The organism is Gracilinema caldarium DSM 7334, from assembly GCF_000219725.1.
GTDB lineage: Bacteria > Spirochaetota > Spirochaetia > Treponematales > Breznakiellaceae > Gracilinema > Gracilinema caldarium.
The window spans coordinates 1,933,657-1,950,672 of the sequence record NC_015732.1 but is presented as its reverse complement, the minus strand read 5'-3'; the positions used below and the strand labels follow the sequence as shown (position 1 = coordinate 1,950,672).

Below are 17,016 nucleotides of genomic sequence, written 5' to 3'. Positions count from 1 at the left end.
AAGAGCTTTTGATCACTCATCTCCTTAAATATTCACTGCGTTACTCAATCTAACATTTGCTTAAGCAGTGAGCCGTCATTGGCTCGCGTTCTTGCGTAAGCAAGAACCGTGACAATAGGCGAATCTGCTTAAAGCAATTGTTCTGCGTCTTATATATCTCGAAATATATTTTCTATTCTAACTTTTCCAGGTAATCGGTAAATATCAAAATCTGAATCTATGCTAATTATTTTTCTTATTCCTGATTGTTCTGCAGCTAGAACGAGTGTTGCGTCTGCAAAATCCATGGGACGGTCACTATATTTTTTTGTTAATTCAATTATCTTCCCTAAATCAGTTTGTTTTATTTCATATAGCAATATACCACCAAGCATTATCCATTCAAGAAAATTAATTTGAACCTTTACACTAAAATCAAGCATATGTAAGACTTCAGTTATTACAGCTGTCGTAGTGTGAAATTTATAATCTTTATTTTTTATGAATTCCTTTACTTTTTCATGATAATGATCGTCTTTATCAAATAAAGCAATTAAAGGACCAGCATCAATGAGTACGTCGTTTAGCATGTATCTTGTCCTTTATTTTTTCTTTGTAAGTAACTGAAAGATTTCCTTCGCCACTTCCAAATTTACCAAAAAACTCAATTCCAAGTTCATATGAATTCTTTTGTGATTCTTCAGAATAAAATAGTTTCTCAAGCGCTTCTTTAATTATTTCTGATTTAGATTTATGTTTTTCTTGAGAAATAGCCTCTAATTTTTGTTCAATTTCAGTAGGTAACCGAACTGTAGTCATATATCGCTTCCTGTAATACTTATAGTAATACAATAATATTATTTTGTCAATATAAATTGAAATACAAGCAGTTCTTTATATTTTTGAGCTATATATTGATGAATGTATATTAAAAACTACACTTTTACTGTAGTTTTATCAATTCTCTCAGCGCCTGCAAGGTCCGCAGAACATACGCTTAACCGGTAGCGCGTCATTGGCGCGGCCTTTGCCGAGCAGCGCATAGCGATGCGACTAGCAAAGGGCGTGACAATAGCGCTATCCGGTTGAAGCGATTGTTCTACGCTCCTATTTTCTCCTTAATATTCTCAATCCTTCACTATACTTTCATCTAAAACTTTTTTATATGCTTTATCCTTAATCATAATTCTTAATATCCCTTCTAATATTTTACAAATTATATCTGTTTCTTTTATTGTGTTTTCCTCTAGCCAATCATGGAATTTTAATTTATCAATGTCTTCAGGTACCATCTCTGCTATTTTCATAAATATTGAAGTATATGGTTCTATTATTAGAAAATCATTTATTGTCTCACCTACAGCAACACCTATAAGAATATCGTTTTGTGTAACTCCATCTTCAGAAATAATACCATTATATATGTCTTCCGAAAAATGAAAACCAACATTATTTCTTATGTAATCAACAATTTTATAAAATGGATCAATTTTCCAATTATTTGCTCTGACTTTATTATCACGATATAATTCTTCAATCTCTTTAGAAATATACTTTTCTCCTATAATTGGAATAATACTATTATATATTACTTTTACAGCCTCTTTAATTGAAGCAATCATATAAAAAAGTATTTCTGTTTTATTTCTAAAGTCGAACAGTTTATTATGATCCTTTTTAATAAGTACATTAAGCCGAAGGCTATATCTTAGGATATTAATGAGCCTTAATATTTGCATCAAAGCTTTCAATTCAGCGGCAGGCATAGCATCTACATCTTTCTTATTTAAATAAATACCAACAGGAGATTTTATAGTGCTCATTAAATATTCCTCCGCCCGAAGGGTCCGTAGAACATTTGCTTAACCTGCGAGCCGTAATTGGCGCGGTTTGTGCCGAGCGAAGCGACAAGCACAAACCGTGACAATAGGCGAGTCAGGTTGAAGCAGTTGTTCGATGTCCCTTATTCAAGATTTTCTATATAATATGCACCAGCCGCGATTTCGATTTCATTTATAAATTTTAAACTTCTATCAATCAATTTATCTGTCATATAGTAAATCCATGGTTTTTCATCTCTTTTTGTGCAAATAAACCAATCTTCTGACCATTTACTGGACTTCAATCTTTGTTCGAACTTTTCGATATCTTCATTTTGCCATTCTAGGCCATTATGAAACATCATATTCCTATATGCTATTAATGCATCAATAATCTCAGAGTAATCTGAAGGAAGAAATCCATCAAAACCTGTAATCTGAGCTAATTGCTTTATTCCATCTACAATATTTTTATTTGCCTTTCCTTTATGCAATATATAATGACAATCCCAAATTGTTCTCTTTTTAATACAAGACATTCTTTCATTATTAAGTTCAACGAATTTATTAGATAAAAGTTCACCAATGTTGATGTAGATATCATAAAAAAGAGATTCAATTGTTGGCACAATCATTCCCAGGACTGCCATTGAATATGCTGAATCAACGTAAACAGAAAAATGATATGAATTTACTAATTCATCAACTAAAAAGTCATTCCGAGATCCCGATGCGTTTTTACACATTTCTTCAATTTTACGAATTTCAATTTGATCATTTTTCTGAGTCTCCTTAATCAAATCAACTATTTTATATATAGCAATCCGTTGTGAATATAAGTCAATGCTCTTTATTAGTGCGACAGATGCGTCCTCATCACTAATATGCAAATAGCCATTTTCATCAGTATATGTATAATGAGGGTGTTCCTTTTTTAATTCAGGCATTTATTTTCCTCCGCGCGAAGCGTCCATCGAACATTTGCTTAAGCAGTGAGCCGTCATTGGCGCGCGTTCTTGCGTAAGCAAGAACCGTGACAATAGGCGAATCTGCTTAAAGCAATTGTTAGAAGTCGTCTTCTACAAAATAATCATTATCAATTCTTTTTAACTCATATATTTTATATGTTGAAACACCTAGATTATATTCAATCATTAAATCTGTAAGCATTTCCCCGTCAATTAATACTATTTTACTATCTAGGTTTTTAACAAAATCTAAAGCGTCATTTGTAAACCATGAAGTTGTTATAAAAATACCCTTTTTAGCCTTTTGACCTAATAGGGCTCCAGCGAATTTTTGTATTTCTGGTCTTCCAACTACATTTTCCCATCTTTTTGCTTGTATATATATTACATCTAATCCAAGCTTGTCTTCTTTTATGATTCCATCTATTCCACCATCTCCTGATTTTCCTAGAACTTGACCAGCTTCTTTTAATGTACCTCCGTAACCCATTTTGACCAATAACTCAACTACAAGTTTCTCAAAAAAATTAGAAGAGCATTCTTTGATTTTATTTATTATATCTTCAGAAACAGAATCTTTTAATTTTTGGAAACCAAATTCAATGGATTCCTCTGGGGTAATATTACTTTCTGTTTCTTCAGAAATAACATTTTTATTTTTATTTTTTTCAGACTTCTTGTTTTGAAATGCAACAAATTCTTCATACCGAGCTAAGTATTTGGTATTTATTTCGGGTGGATTTTCTTTTAAAAGGTCTATTCCTCTTTTTGTTATTCTAAATGTAGCTCGTTTTGGATCTTCAAGTAATCCAGCCTTTTTTAAGTAAGTCTTAGCCCAACCAACTCTATTAAAAATTATAGTTTGCGTTCCACTCGGTAACATTTGTTTCTTTTCTTCTTCCGTCAAATTGAATAACGAAGCAATATATACTACTGCTTCTGGAAGAGTATGTACTTTTTCATCAGAAGCAAATTTTAATAATGGTAACATACAAGATTGATAATCAGGTATCATTGGTTTTCCTTTTTTATCGCCCAGAGGGTCCTTCTAACATTTGCTTAACTTGCAACGCGTACATGGCGCGATTTTTGCCAAGCGTAGCGACAGCAAAAATCGTGACATAGCGTTGTCAAGTTGAAGCAGTTGTTAGCCATTTTTTTTTGCTTTTTTTATTGGTATTGGAATAACCTTTTCTAATATACTAATTATTTCATTCAAAAGAGATTTATTTTCTATGTCAAGAATAAAATGTTCTTTTGAACCTTTGTAGGGAAATCCTTTGCTATCTTCTGAGAAATAATTTCTTATACAATCTAATTCTTTAACAAATACTGTATTATCACATACTAGTAATATTGGTTTATCATTTATATAAACCATATATTCACCAAACATTTTTCTATATCGTATATTCCAATTATTATCAATTTGGTCTAAAAGAAATTCTATAAAATCTTGAGTAGTTGACATATGATCCTTCTTAATGTTCGTTAAATGAACCTATCTCAATTAAATTCCCTTCTGGATCAGCTATATAACAGGTTCTTTGTCCCCATGGTTCGGTCGTTGGTTTTAGAATTGAAGTCGCACCTCTTTTTAATATCTCCTGATATACCTTGTCTACCTCAGAATAATTTTCTACACTTAATGCTATTTCACTATGACCATTAAATGATTGACTATATTCAAATGTTTTATCAACCATCTTTTCAAAATCAGTTCTTCTGTAAAGCAAAAATAATGTTCCATCTTTTACTAAATATACATTTGTTGTATCTTCATTTTCTTTAATTTCAAAACCTAAAACATCTCGGTAAAAACGAATCATTAAAGGCATGTCTTTAACAAAAATACAAAATCCGTCAAGTTTCATTTTATCCTCCGCCCGAAGGGTCTGGCTAACATTTGCTTAACCTGCATTTCCGTGCCCGAAGGGCTTGGCGTGAAAATTGCCGAGCGTAGCGACAGCAATTTTCATGACAAAGGAAATGTCTGGTTAAAGCAATTGTTATGCATGTATTTATTACCATATTTTACCCTTTATAATTTTTTTATATAATATTTCTTCAATATTTCTTCTTCCATCAATTATTGAAACAATATATACTTCATTTTCTGTATATCGATAAATGATTCTCCACGGACTTTCTATTATTTCATAATATTCTGTATTACCAACTGATTCTAATTCGGGAACTTTCCTTCCAATTGCGGGGAAGTCAACAAGATTTTCTATTTTTTTTATAATTTTCTCATAAATCGTACGTGCTACATTATTTCCAGAGTGTTCTGTAATATATAGAATTATTTCTACAAACTCATCGCTTGCATCGAGAGACCATACAATATCTCTATTCATTTTGTGTTAATATTTCCTCAATTTTTGTTTTTACATCATTATGTTTTATAACATTATTTTTATGAATATCATTTTCACCAATAGAGATAATTTTTAAAATATTTATTGTATCGATTAAGCCTTGAAATGTATCAACATCAAGAAGAACTGCTTTAGCCTCACCATTTTGTGTGATTATTATTGGATTTTTCTTTTCTTCTATTTGTCTTATCATTTCAGCTGTATGAGATTTTATATAAGATATTGGACGTATATCATTATTTATCTTTATCATTATATTAACCCTCCGTATTATAATTCATTATACAATATTTTAAAGATAGGTCAATATAAAGACTATAAAAAGACCTGTAAAATTTTTAAGCTATACAATTAAGGTAAAATATTCATATGTCTGATATATAAATATTTTACTTTCTTAAATCTGCATAACATTTGCTTAAGCAGTGAGCCGTCATTGGCGCGCGTTCTTGCGTAAGCAAGAACCGTGACAATAGGCGAATCTGCTTAAAGCAATTGTTAGAAGTCGTCTTCTACAAAATAATCATTATCAATTCTTTTTAACTCATATATTTTATATGTTGAAACACCTAGATTATATTCAATCATTAAATCTGTAAGCATTTCCCCGTCAATTAATACTATTTTACTATCTAGGTTTTTAACAAAATCTAAAGCGTCATTTGTAAACCATGAAGTTGTTATAAAAATACCTTTTTTAGCCTTTTGACCTAATAGGGCTCCAGCGAATTTTTGTATTTCTGGTCTTCCAACTACATTTTCCCATCTTTTTGCTTGTATATATATTACATCTAATCCAAGCTTGTCTTCTTTTATGATTCCATCTATTCCACCATCTCCTGATTTTCCTAGAACTTGACCAGCTTCTTTTAATGTACCTCCGTAACCCATTTTGACCAATAACTCAACTACAAGTTTCTCAAAAAAATTAGAAGAGCATTCTTTGATTTTATTTATTATATCTTCAGAAACAGAATCTTTTAATTTTTGGAAACCAAATTCAATGGATTCCTCTGGGGTAATATTACTTTCTGTTTCTTCAGAAATAACATTTTTATTTTTATTTTTTTCAGACTTCTTGTTTTGAAATGCAACAAATTCTTCATACCGAGCTAAGTATTTGGTATTTATTTCGGGTGGATTTTCTTTTAAAAGGTCTATTCCTCTTTTTGTTATTCTAAATGTAGCTCGTTTTGGATCTTCAAGTAATCCAGCCTTTTTTAAGTAAGTCTTAGCCCAACCAACTCTATTAAAAATTATAGTTTGCGTTCCACTCGGTAACATTTGTTTCTTTTCTTCTTCCGTCAAATTGAATAACGAAGCAATATATACTACTGCTTCTGGAAGAGTATGTACTTTTTCATCAGAAGCAAATTTTAATAATGGTAACATACAAGATTGATAATCAGGTATCATTGGTTTTCCTTTTTTATCGCCCAGAGGGTCCTTCTAACATTTGCTTAACCTGTATTTTCGTGCCCGCAGGGCTTGGCGCATTTTGTGCGACAGGAGCGAAGCGACAGCACAAAATGTGACAAAGAAAATATCAGGTTGAAGCAGTTGTTAGGTGATTTTTCCTTGTTCTTTATGCTTTTTTTCCATTTCTGCAACTATCTTAATGCCTCTATCCATATCATCTTTAGATAATTGTTTATTCATAATTTTCTGATAAAGTAATTTTGTTTCTAATTGAAAAAAAGACATAGTCATTAAGAAAGGATCATTGTGCTCTTTAATATAATCTAGCAATTTTTTTGTATTTGGAAGATCATATTCATAGGTCAAAATATGGTCTTGATGCGTTATGACATATAAGCATATATCTACAATTTGTAACCCATAACTATCTTTGGAGTCCTTAATAACAAATTCGGTATTTTTTATCTCAGATAGTTCATAGGAACCATTTTCCCGAAGATCCCACTTATTAGCAGTATTAGGGTCGGAAGCAATTTTATGAATTTCTGAAATTACCTTATTAACTTGCTGCTGTTCATCATGGACAATTTTAATAATTTTCGATTTATGCTTTCTTGAGTAAATAGACAGCATACTCATCATTGGTAAAAAACCAACAATATGCGGTAAATGTCTCCACCTATCTATTTTTCTGGTATTAAAAGTTGTTATAGCTCTTGGATTGTCTATAGCCCATGTAAGAGCATCACTAATAATTTCTTTTGATCTATCATCTTGTAATTGATGAATATTTCCTAATATTGAATTACAATTACTAATTAATACTTGAATAGCTTGATCTTCAGTATTTGCAAACAAACAGTTTTCATAAAAGTCATGTGCGATTTCAATAGGTGTGATCCCACACAAATTACTTAACATAAATAAACGCAATGGTCTTATTTGATAAGTCTGAAATCTTGCTCCTTTATTCTCCACATTATCAAAAATTGTATCATAAAGCTTTGCGTATGATAAAAAGTCTTTTTCAACAATTGAAGTACAAAAACTCACTGAATTTTTTCTGAGAAGTTTCAATACATCACTAGCATAAAGCTCAATTATTTCATTTTGTTCTGCACCATGTAATTCAGAAATGTTGTATTTACTGAATATATTCCGAATTGTATTGTCCAAATCTAAATCAAGGTTAATTTTTGATGCGAGTGTCATATATGAAAATACTGGTTGAATTTTATCAGCATTGTTTTTTCCGGTGTTACCAGCTTCATCAATATATGCAAACATTTTCATCTCCTCGCCCGCCGAAGGCGTGCACCTAACATTTGCTTAAGCAGTGAGCCGTCATTGGCTCGCGTTCTTGCGTAAGCAAGAACCGTGACAATAGGCGAATCTGCTTAAAGCAATTGTTCTGCGTCTTATATATCTCGAAATATATTTTCTATTCTAACTTTTCCAGGTAATCGGTAAATATCAAAATCTGAATCTATGCTAATTATTTTTCTTATTCCTGATTGTTCTGCAGCTAGAACGAGTGTTGCGTCTGCAAAATCCATGGGACGGTCACTATATTTTTTTGTTAATTCAATTATCTTCCCTAAATCAGTTTGTTTTATTTCATATAGCAATATACCACCAAGCATTATCCATTCAAGAAAATTAATTTGAACCTTTACACTAAAATCAAGCATATGTAAGACTTCAGTTATTACAGCTGTCGTAGTGTGAAATTTATAATCTTTATTTTTTATGAATTCCTTTACTTTTTCATGATAATGATCGTCTTTATCAAATAAAGCAATTAAAGGACCAGCATCAATGAGTACGTCGTTTAGCATGTATCTTGTCCTTTATTTTTTCTTTGTAAGTAACTGAAAGATTTCCTTCGCCACTTCCAAATTTACCAAAAAACTCAATTCCAAGTTCATATGAATTCTTTTGTGATTCTTCAGAATAAAATAGTTTCTCAAGCGCTTCTTTAATTATTTCTGATTTAGATTTATGTTTTTCTTGAGAAATAGCCTCTAATTTTGTTCAATTTCAGTAGGTAACCGAACTGTAGTCATATATCGCTTCCTGTAATACTTATAGTAATACAATAATATTATTTTGTCAATATAAATTGAAATACAAGCAGTTCTTTATATTTTTGAGCTATATATTGATGAATGTATATTAAAAACTACACTTTTACTGTAGTTTTATCAATTCTCTCAGCGCCTGCAAGGTCCGCAGAACATTTGCTTAACCTGCATTGCGTACATTGGCGCACTTTTTGCCGAGGAGCATAGCGACGACTAGCAAAAAGTGTGACAATAGCAATGTCAGGTTGAAGCAGTTGTTCTACGTCTTTTCTTTTTCATATTTTCCATATTGCATTGTCCATTTTATAGTTTGATCAAGAAAATCTTTATATCCGTACTCTACTATATAATAAATTGCTTCTTTATATTTATGATATTTATAACCATTTTTATTGAAAAAATCTTGAATAATTGGGCATGAATTCAATTCTTTGCAATCAGCGCATGTATCAATATTCTTTGTTATGCAACATATTTTCATTTTACATTTTGCTTTAGCTAAATCTCTTTCTCCATTGTTATATCCCAATTTACATCCGATACATGCTTTTTCTTTTTTAACTTTGCAAGTTCCACAAAATGCACCACAACAACCAATATCTTCTATGGTGTTATTTCCCATTTATTCTTCCTGTAAAGAATCCCATTATTGTGCTTAAAAGAAGAGTCATGATAATTACTGGGAAAAGATTGATGGGATTATTCCATCCAATAAGAATAGCGTTAGGGAGCAATACTAAAAAAGATACTATAATACTTTTAACTATTTGGTTTAATTTTAAATTATTGTAATATAGAATAAAACTAATTATTACCCACATTGAAAATGCAGAAATATTCGCATCCCATGTTAGTTTCATAATAAACATTGGTATAACATCAATTAATCCTAGAGAAACTCCAATTATTATGTACTTAAACAATTTACTCATAACAAACCTCCTGAAGTATTCTATATATTATCCTCTGCGCGAAGCGTCCGTAGAACATTTGCTTAACCGGTAATTCCTGCCCGAAGGGCTTGGCGTGGTTTGTGCCGAGCGAAGCGACAGCACAAACCATGACAACAGGAATTATCCGGTTGAAGCAGTTGTTAGGTTACTCATTTTTATTTTTTTTGCCAAAGCATATTTGCGGATAAATCTCCATAAATTGTATGAGACTTTGCAGTTCCTAACTGATCAACAAGGTTTGTTGCTCCAATCATTTTTGCAATATTCCCATGATATTGAGCAACTGAACTGTTTTGTGTATATCCGCGCAAATATGCAAGATGGTATTCTGGTTTCGCAATAAGAGTGTTTATCACTGTATGCGAATCAAAATAATCTCCTTTTGTGAAACTATTCACAATTTCTAAAATGCACTGCTCCAAATCCATAAGAACCTCCAAACAACTGAATATCTATTTAACCAAACCAATTACAAGTGGTATATGCAAGGGAGCTTTCCCACCTACAACAACTATGGCGACAGGTAATGTTCCAAAAGCTGTTTGAGATGCTCCTACTACTTCTCCTTTTACAGCTTGACTAGCATATTCTATTACATGATATGTGGGATCGACAAAAAGTGAAGTAATCACTCCACCGGTGAGGCCCCCACCTCCAACCATGAAACCAGAGATATAATACGCATGGCCTGGCTCTAATGCACCACTATTAAAAAGCTTTCCGCTTTGAGTGTCTTCCGCAACTCCATGGTAAATATAACCTTTAGCGATAGAACTTGCGATAGCATCTTTTGCCGCATCACGTTCAGCTTTAGCCTTAGCATCTGACGCTTCTTTTTCCGCTTTTTGCTTTTGTTCATATGCTATTGCCTCTTCTTCAGTCATGAGACCTTCAATTTTATCTATAAAGGCAGTCCATGTTTTATAATATGAATGCTGATATAATCCAATATAAACCCTATATGCCTTATTCTTCTCAATGCGTTTTATTGTCTTTGAACTGTAATTTTCAAATTGATTGGGAACAGAATACGAATAGTAATGGGTATCGTCATAATCTCCATCATGGACCGCAAACCATTGAGAAGGAGTTCCACCAGGACTGCCAGAAAAGCGGAATGAACCATCCCAATAGAAATCGTAGCCTTCTACAATAAATCCATTTCCAGGCGAATTTACTTGTTTGATTGATTGTTCCAATTCAGAAAAAGATATTTCTTTATAGACCAACGGAGATACTTTGGGTGGTTCAAATGACACACAACCAACTAAAAAGAACGTACCAAGCAAAAAACTAAGTCCTAGAAATTTTTTCCACATAAACTTCCTCCATTACATACATATATAATGTATGTTCTATTTTGAATGCTGGTTGATGACAGAAGAAACTCTTCCGCCCGCCGATAGGCGGGTCAACCTAACATTTGCTTAACCTGCATTTCCGTGCCCGAAGGGCTTGGCGTGAAAATTGCCGAGCGTAGCGACAGCAATTTTCATGACAAAGGAAATGTCTGGTTAAAGCAATTGTTATGCATGTATTTATTACCATATTTTACCCTTTATAATTTTTTTATATAATATTTCTTCAATATTTCTTCTTCCATCAATTATTGAAACAATATATACTTCATTTTCTGTATATCGATAAATGATTCTCCACGGACTTTCTATTATTTCATAATATTCTGTATTACCAACTGATTCTAATTCGGGAACTTTCCTTCCAATTGCGGGGAAGTCAACAAGATTTTCTATTTTTTTTATAATTTTCTCATAAATCGTACGTGCTACATTATTTCCAGAGTGTTCTGTAATATATAGAATTATTTCTACAAACTCATCGCTTGCATCGAGAGACCATACAATATCTCTATTCATTTTGTGTTAATATTTCCTCAATTTTTGTTTTTACATCATTATGTTTTATAACATTATTTTTATGAATATCATTTTCACCAATAGAGATAATTTTTAAAATATTTATTGTATCGATTAAGCCTTGAAATGTATCAACATCAAGAAGAACTGCTTTAGCCTCACCATTTTGTGTGATTATTATTGGATTTTTCTTTTCTTCTATTTGTCTTATCATTTCAGCTGTATGAGATTTTATATAAGATATTGGACGTATATCATTATTTATCTTTATCATTATATTAACCCTCCGTATTATAATTCATTATACAATATTTTAAAGATAGGTCAATATAAAGACTATAAAAAGACCTGTAAAATTTTTAAGCTATACAATTAAGGTAAAATATTCATATGTCTGATATATAAATATTTTACTTTCTTAAATCTGCATAACATTTGCTTAACCTGTAATTCCGGCCCGAAGGGATTGGCGCACTTTTTGCCGAGCGTAGCGACTGCAAAAAGTGTGACAAAAGGAATTATCAGGTTGAAGCAGTTGTTCTACGTCTTATTTTACTTGATGAAAATGCAATCTGTTTTGTATAAACCTAGATAAATTCTTTTTTTCTATTTCTAAATCCTCATTTACTATTTTTCTTGCATCTTCTAACATTTTCCAATCTGTTCTATTTTCACCTACCGCAACTTTGATTGTTGCTAATGAATCAAGCCCAAGACTATCTATTTTATCTAAGCATACATCCATTTCTTCTGTAAGAAATATTTTGTTAATTAAATAATAATTATGAAATTCATTCCATAATGTTTCTGTATCGAAAATTGATTTTTTCATAGCCCAAAGAATATATGCCTTATTTTTATCCGATGAGTCAATAATTTCTTTTTTAATATGCTCAGGCCAATCTTTTAATTTTAGGTTCGCGCTTAATTCTTCTAAACTCATTCGTTGAATATCAGGAAATTCTTTTACTGGATTTGTAATATAACCTAATCCGCCCAACGCATTTAATAACTTAATCCAAATTTCAGGTAGAATTGTAAACTCATGACTTTGTATTTTAGAAATTCTATCAAATTCTGCTTCAATTTTATATTTTGCCTTTTCTGCACTTTTTTCTATTTGTCGTTCAACAATTTTTTTACCAAACCATGAGAAAGCCAATCCAGTTATTACTGCTGCACCACCAAAACTAGCAATAATTTGTAATATAAATTCTTTCATAATGTTTTCCTCCGCGCGAAGCGTCCGTAGAACATTTGTTTAACCTGCAACGCGTCAATTGGCGCGGTTTTTGCGTAAGCTAAAACCGTGACAATAGCGTTGTCAGGTTGAAACAGTTGTTCGATGTAAATTATTCATTAGTATCTACAATACTTAGTAATTCAATTTTTTGAATATTATTGAAATCCATTTTTTTCGATATATAAACTGTATTATTAGTTACATCATATACTATCGATAGATCTGTTTTCCATTCACTCTCACTTTGTGATGTTAATTTCAATAATTCAAAACAATCACCAATAGATAAATCTTTTCTATTCTCAATATAATCCTTCGCAATTTCAAAACGATCAATACCTGTTCCTGTCTTGCCAACTGATATTATCTTATTATTTTTTATAATCGGGAAATTAGTCATAATTAAATAATTTGAGTCTTCTCTTTTTGAATATATTTTCCCTCGACCGGGTTCATTTATTATTACATCCCCATTTCTATTAACAATCATATTATGTGTACTACTATAGGGACCATTAACAAATTCAAGACTATCCATTTTTTTATACAGCTGATTAAAACTTAACATATTTTTAAGCAATTTATTAACTAATGTAGAATTAACCCAGATTTTATCTGATTGTCGTCTATATTTACCTTCATCACATGGATCAACTTCAAGATCATTAACAAATATTCCCGATCTACTAATACCGAAGGATGGAAAATAATTTCCTTTAAATTTTACAGAAACAATAAAACCATCATCTAATGAATCCGATATATTTATATCTTTTCCATTATTATCAAAATTCATAGCAACCAAAATGCTTTTTCTTCTAAGAACAAATGATGTACACATATTTTTCCTTTTTGCGCCGAAGGCGTCCATCGAACATACGATTGAGCTGCAAGGGCGTGATTGGCGCGTGTTCTTGCATAAGCAAGAACCGTGACAATAGCCCTTGTCTGCTCAAATCGTATGTTAGAAAGCTCCAGTAACTGCCTTGATCTTGATTATTTTTAATTTCTTTTTGCTATTTTACTTATTTAATTATCCTATACACCAAATCAGACATTTCCAATGATAATTTAAAAATTTATTTTCCAGAAATATTCAACCGGCATGATACAATAAAACCTTGTAAAGCTCTCATACTTCACGCAACGCCCTAAAAGCCCCGTAGCCTCCTGCCCTGTATGTGTTGAAGGATTGTTTATAGGTGCCGGTTGCCTTAAGAAAAAGCCTGCAACATAACAGTATTATAGTATTCTGTAAGGTTTACTCATCAGATATAAATGCAGTGGAAATGTCTTTGTACAATTGAACTAAAATTATTAATTACTGGAAATTAAAAATAATCTTTGTTTCCAATGGCATATCCCCCTATTATTTCAAACCTACATTGGGCCTACTGAAAATGTCTAAAAATGATATTTCAAAACTTTTTTACGTTAAAATGGGTTTAATTTAGTATACTAAAACTTTCAAATATGATTTATGAGGTTTAAAACCAAGTAAAAATAAAAAGCGCATAAAAAGATCCCTCAGGATTTTTTCACAGTTGGTCAGCAATACACATACCATAATTGCTGTTTCACTAGTTTCGCGTAATTTTTCATAGATTGTACCAAGACCAAACTTTCGTTTCATATATCCAAAGCCACCTTCAATCGCTTGTCGAATGGCTTCGTCAAGTCTTTGAATCTTTCGTAGCTGTCGTACTATCTTTTTATTCTCTAATGTTTCTTTAATCGGTCTGCCTAAGGGTGGTCCAGACAATCGTATTCCTCGAGCTTCACAATAGGCTCGGTTTGCTCGTGTCCGATATATTTTATCGGCATGCACCGATTCCGGATATCGACCACATCGCCTCTTATATTTTTCTATTTGTGTTGGCAAATCTTCTTGTTCGTTATAGGGTTCCCATTGTAATCGATCTATAAAAATCATCCCGTGTTCGGTCATCGATGCTGATAGTTTTGCTCCGAATTCAAAGGCCGCTTTTGCTTTACCTCGGGCTATTGGTCGTACATGGGGTTGACTGATACTGACGATTTTTCCCGATATCGAATGGGTCTTTCCCTTATACATCTGTACCTGTTGCCGGTAAACCTCATGTATCACGATAAGATCACGTCGCTGTTTTGCACTCAACGTTGTACTGGGAACCTTGTTTTGTAATTCATTGATAGTCCGTAAATTACGTCGTATGTATTGGAGTTGGGTCCGAATCGCTCTGCGTATTTCTTTTTTTGTTCTTCGTCGCCCTCGTATAAAATTGAGATATTTGATACGGGCCTGTTTTCTATAGGTTCGTGGTTTTATGGTGAGCTCACTCGCTTCATATAACGTATCAATTATCTTTTCTGTTTTCCTTCGCGCTTCATCCAATAAAGTGACATCATGGGGATGCCGGATATCCTGGGGGACGCACGTGGCATCTATAATGAGTTGCCCTCGATTTCCATGATCATGGTCATCCTTTTGGTTTTTTTTGTTCTGTTTTTTTTCAGATTCTGCTTCTACCTGTTCTTGATACCGTTTCGCTATCAACTCATTTATCTTTGCTATTGCATCAGGTCCAAGCCGTTTTCGAAAATGAACCATCATGCTTGGATCAAAGGGTTTTTCATCTTTGTAAGATTCATATCCTAAAAAATATTGCAGGTAATGGTTCTCTCGTATTGTTTCTACCGTTTCTTCATCTGTTAATTGTAATTTCTCTTTTATCAATAATGATCCCAAGGCGAGCCGTACGGTCTTGGCTGTTCTTCCAATTCGTTTTGAAAAACATTTTTTATATTCAGCTTCTATCTCTTCCCATGGAATAATTGCGGCTAATCGTACCCATCGATTATCTTCTCGTAAATGTCCTCCGAAGGGTACATAAAAGTCTTCAAACTCAGGTACCTGTTCCTTTTCCTTATACATCGTTACCCCATAGTAAAGTGCACGCTTTTTAAGGCCTTACCCCTTTCTTCCGTGCACTTCTTATTGAGATTATCTCTGTATTTGCTTCTTTTGTAAAGAGTTGTTTGTTTTTCAGGAAGCCCTACATTGCAACCGGACAGATGACAGAAAAAGATACGATATTACAGCTCAGACAGAGCCCATTACAGGCCGCTCTGATGTCGGATATCGCTAAACCTTTATATTAGTAGATGTAGTGGTCCGGTTGCTTTTGAAATGATTGTTATTATTGAAATAAATGTATTTATAAAGTAGTAAAGGTTACCTGTTATTTCTCTTTTTGCCGTTTGAAACCGCTTAAAGTAGCGAGTAATTGTAACACAACCAATGTAACGGTTTCTGTAAAGCCTTTCTAACATTTGCTTAAGCAGTGAGCCGTCATTGGCACGCGTTCTTGCGTAAGCAAGAACCGTGACAATAGGCGAATCTGCTTAAAGCAATTGTTCTGCGTCTTATATATCTCGAAATATATTTTCTATTCTAACTTTTCCAGGTAATCGGTAAATATCAAAATCTGAATCTATGCTAATTATTTTTCTTATTTTTGATTGTTCTGCAGCTAGAACGAGTGTTGCGTCTGCAAAATCCATGGAACGGTCACTATATTTTTTAGTTAATTCAATTATCTTTCCTAAATCAGTTTGTTTTATTTCATATAGCAATATACCACCAAGCATTATCCATTCAAGAAAATTAATTTGAACCTTTACACTAAAATCAAGCATATGTAAGACTTCAGTTATTACAGCTGTCGTAGTATGAAATTTATAATCTTTATTCTTTATGAATTCCTTTACTTTTTCATGATAATGATCATCTTTATCAAATAAAGCAATTAAAGAATCAGCATCAATGAGTACGTCGTTTAGCATGTATCTTGTCCTTTATTTTTTCTTTGTAAGTAACTGAAAGATTTCCTTTGCCACTTCCAAATTTACCAAAAAACTCAATTCCAAGTTCATATGAATTCTTTTGTGATTCTTCAGAATAAAATAATTTCTCAAGCGCTTCTTTAATTATTTCTGATTTAGATTTATGTTTTTCTTGAGAAATAGCCTCTAATTTTTGTTCAATTTCAGTAGGTAACCGAACTGTAGTCATATATCGCTTCCTGTAATACTTTTAGTAATACAATAATATTATTTTATCAATATAAATTGAAATATAAGCAATTCTTTATATTATTATGCTTTATATTGATGAATGTATATTAAAAACTACACTTTTACTGTGGTTTTATCAATTCTCTCAACGCCTGCAAGGTCCGCAGAACATACGCTTAAGCCGTGAGCCAGCCTGGCGCGGTTCTTGCAATAAACGAGCGAAGCGAGCACGCAAG

The 17,016-nt window shown here is 32.4% G+C and carries 23 protein-coding genes; all 23 read right to left on the bottom strand.

All coding sequences use genetic code 11. The features are described 5' to 3' along the window. Positions 1-149: 149 nt before the first annotated feature. On the bottom strand, positions 150-569 hold the full coding sequence (locus SPICA_RS08955) for a type II toxin-antitoxin system VapC family toxin (protein ID WP_013969200.1): 420 nt from the start codon (positions 567-569) through the stop codon (positions 150-152). After that, on the bottom strand, positions 547-798 hold the full coding sequence (locus SPICA_RS08950; RefSeq protein ID WP_013969206.1) for a ribbon-helix-helix domain-containing protein: 252 nt from the start codon (positions 796-798) through the stop codon (positions 547-549). Before SPICA_RS08950 ends, SPICA_RS08955 begins: the two co-directional genes overlap by 23 nt. Before the next feature lie 308 nt (positions 799-1,106). After that, positions 1,107-1,802: a hypothetical protein gene (locus SPICA_RS08945; RefSeq protein WP_013969205.1), complete on the bottom strand. Its 696-nt coding sequence runs from the start codon at positions 1,800-1,802 to the stop codon at positions 1,107-1,109. 140 nt (positions 1,803-1,942) lie between these two features. After that, on the bottom strand, positions 1,943-2,746 hold the full coding sequence (locus SPICA_RS14845; RefSeq protein ID WP_013969204.1) for a hypothetical protein: 804 nt from the start codon (positions 2,744-2,746) through the stop codon (positions 1,943-1,945). A 118-nt stretch (positions 2,747-2,864) separates the two neighbouring features. Then, complete coding sequence (locus SPICA_RS08935; protein ID WP_013969183.1) at positions 2,865-3,782, bottom strand: restriction endonuclease; 918 nt, start codon at positions 3,780-3,782, stop codon at positions 2,865-2,867. A 132-nt stretch (positions 3,783-3,914) separates the two neighbouring features. Then, positions 3,915-4,238, bottom strand: a complete 324-nt coding sequence (locus SPICA_RS08930) for a transcriptional regulator (RefSeq protein ID WP_013969203.1) — start codon at positions 4,236-4,238, stop codon at positions 3,915-3,917. A 10-nt stretch (positions 4,239-4,248) separates the two neighbouring features. After that, positions 4,249-4,641: a VOC family protein gene (locus SPICA_RS08925; RefSeq protein WP_013969202.1), complete on the bottom strand. Its 393-nt coding sequence runs from the start codon at positions 4,639-4,641 to the stop codon at positions 4,249-4,251. A gap of 150 nt (positions 4,642-4,791) precedes the next feature. Then, a complete protein-coding gene (locus SPICA_RS08920) occupies positions 4,792-5,127 on the bottom strand; it encodes a type II toxin-antitoxin system RelE/ParE family toxin (RefSeq protein ID WP_013969195.1) in 336 nt (111 codons plus the stop codon). Then, entirely contained in the window at positions 5,120-5,401 is a 282-nt protein-coding gene (locus tag SPICA_RS08915; protein ID WP_013969194.1) for a type II toxin-antitoxin system Phd/YefM family antitoxin, read from the bottom strand. Before SPICA_RS08915 ends, SPICA_RS08920 begins: the two co-directional genes overlap by 8 nt. Before the next feature lie 245 nt (positions 5,402-5,646). Then, entirely contained in the window at positions 5,647-6,564 is a 918-nt protein-coding gene (locus SPICA_RS08910; RefSeq protein WP_013969183.1) for a restriction endonuclease, read from the bottom strand. Positions 6,565-6,711: 147 nt separating this feature from the next. After that, positions 6,712-7,854 carry a DUF3800 domain-containing protein gene (locus SPICA_RS08905; RefSeq protein ID WP_013969201.1) on the bottom strand — a complete coding sequence of 381 codons (1,143 nt, stop codon included), beginning with the start codon at positions 7,852-7,854 and terminating at the stop codon, positions 6,712-6,714. Positions 7,855-7,985: 131 nt separating this feature from the next. Beyond that, complete coding sequence (locus SPICA_RS08900; protein WP_013969200.1) at positions 7,986-8,405, bottom strand: type II toxin-antitoxin system VapC family toxin; 420 nt, start codon at positions 8,403-8,405, stop codon at positions 7,986-7,988. A gap of 505 nt (positions 8,406-8,910) precedes the next feature. Further along, entirely contained in the window at positions 8,911-9,273 is a 363-nt protein-coding gene (locus tag SPICA_RS08895; protein WP_013969199.1) for a DUF3795 domain-containing protein, read from the bottom strand. Further along, positions 9,263-9,583: a hypothetical protein gene (locus SPICA_RS08890; RefSeq protein ID WP_013969198.1), complete on the bottom strand. Its 321-nt coding sequence runs from the start codon at positions 9,581-9,583 to the stop codon at positions 9,263-9,265. Before SPICA_RS08890 ends, SPICA_RS08895 begins: the two co-directional genes overlap by 11 nt. Before the next feature lie 176 nt (positions 9,584-9,759). Next, positions 9,760-10,032: a hypothetical protein gene (locus SPICA_RS08885; RefSeq protein WP_013969197.1), complete on the bottom strand. Its 273-nt coding sequence runs from the start codon at positions 10,030-10,032 to the stop codon at positions 9,760-9,762. Between the two features lie 24 nt (positions 10,033-10,056). After that, a complete protein-coding gene (locus tag SPICA_RS08880) occupies positions 10,057-10,923 on the bottom strand; it encodes a hypothetical protein (RefSeq protein WP_013969196.1) in 867 nt (288 codons plus the stop codon). Between the two features lie 222 nt (positions 10,924-11,145). After that, a complete protein-coding gene (locus SPICA_RS08875) occupies positions 11,146-11,481 on the bottom strand; it encodes a type II toxin-antitoxin system RelE/ParE family toxin (RefSeq protein WP_013969195.1) in 336 nt (111 codons plus the stop codon). Further along, entirely contained in the window at positions 11,474-11,755 is a 282-nt protein-coding gene (locus SPICA_RS08870; RefSeq protein WP_013969194.1) for a type II toxin-antitoxin system Phd/YefM family antitoxin, read from the bottom strand. Before SPICA_RS08870 ends, SPICA_RS08875 begins: the two co-directional genes overlap by 8 nt. A 273-nt stretch (positions 11,756-12,028) precedes the next feature. Continuing rightward, positions 12,029-12,703 (bottom strand): hypothetical protein, encoded by a 675-nt coding sequence (locus SPICA_RS08865; RefSeq protein ID WP_013969193.1) that lies wholly within the window; start codon positions 12,701-12,703, stop codon positions 12,029-12,031. Positions 12,704-12,833: 130 nt separating this feature from the next. Beyond that, positions 12,834-13,520, bottom strand: coding sequence for a hypothetical protein (locus SPICA_RS08860; RefSeq protein WP_156789651.1), 687 nt, complete (start codon positions 13,518-13,520; stop codon positions 12,834-12,836). A 654-nt stretch (positions 13,521-14,174) separates the two neighbouring features. Further along, complete coding sequence (locus SPICA_RS08855; protein ID WP_013969191.1) at positions 14,175-15,638, bottom strand: IS5 family transposase; 1,464 nt, start codon at positions 15,636-15,638, stop codon at positions 14,175-14,177. A 491-nt stretch (positions 15,639-16,129) separates the two neighbouring features. Next, positions 16,130-16,549 carry a type II toxin-antitoxin system VapC family toxin gene (locus tag SPICA_RS08850; protein WP_013969187.1) on the bottom strand — a complete coding sequence of 140 codons (420 nt, stop codon included), beginning with the start codon at positions 16,547-16,549 and terminating at the stop codon, positions 16,130-16,132. Then, complete coding sequence (locus SPICA_RS08845) at positions 16,527-16,778, bottom strand: ribbon-helix-helix domain-containing protein (RefSeq protein WP_013969186.1); 252 nt, start codon at positions 16,776-16,778, stop codon at positions 16,527-16,529. The genes SPICA_RS08850 and SPICA_RS08845 overlap by 23 nt, the downstream gene beginning before the upstream one ends. Positions 16,779-17,016: the final 238 nt, after the last annotated feature.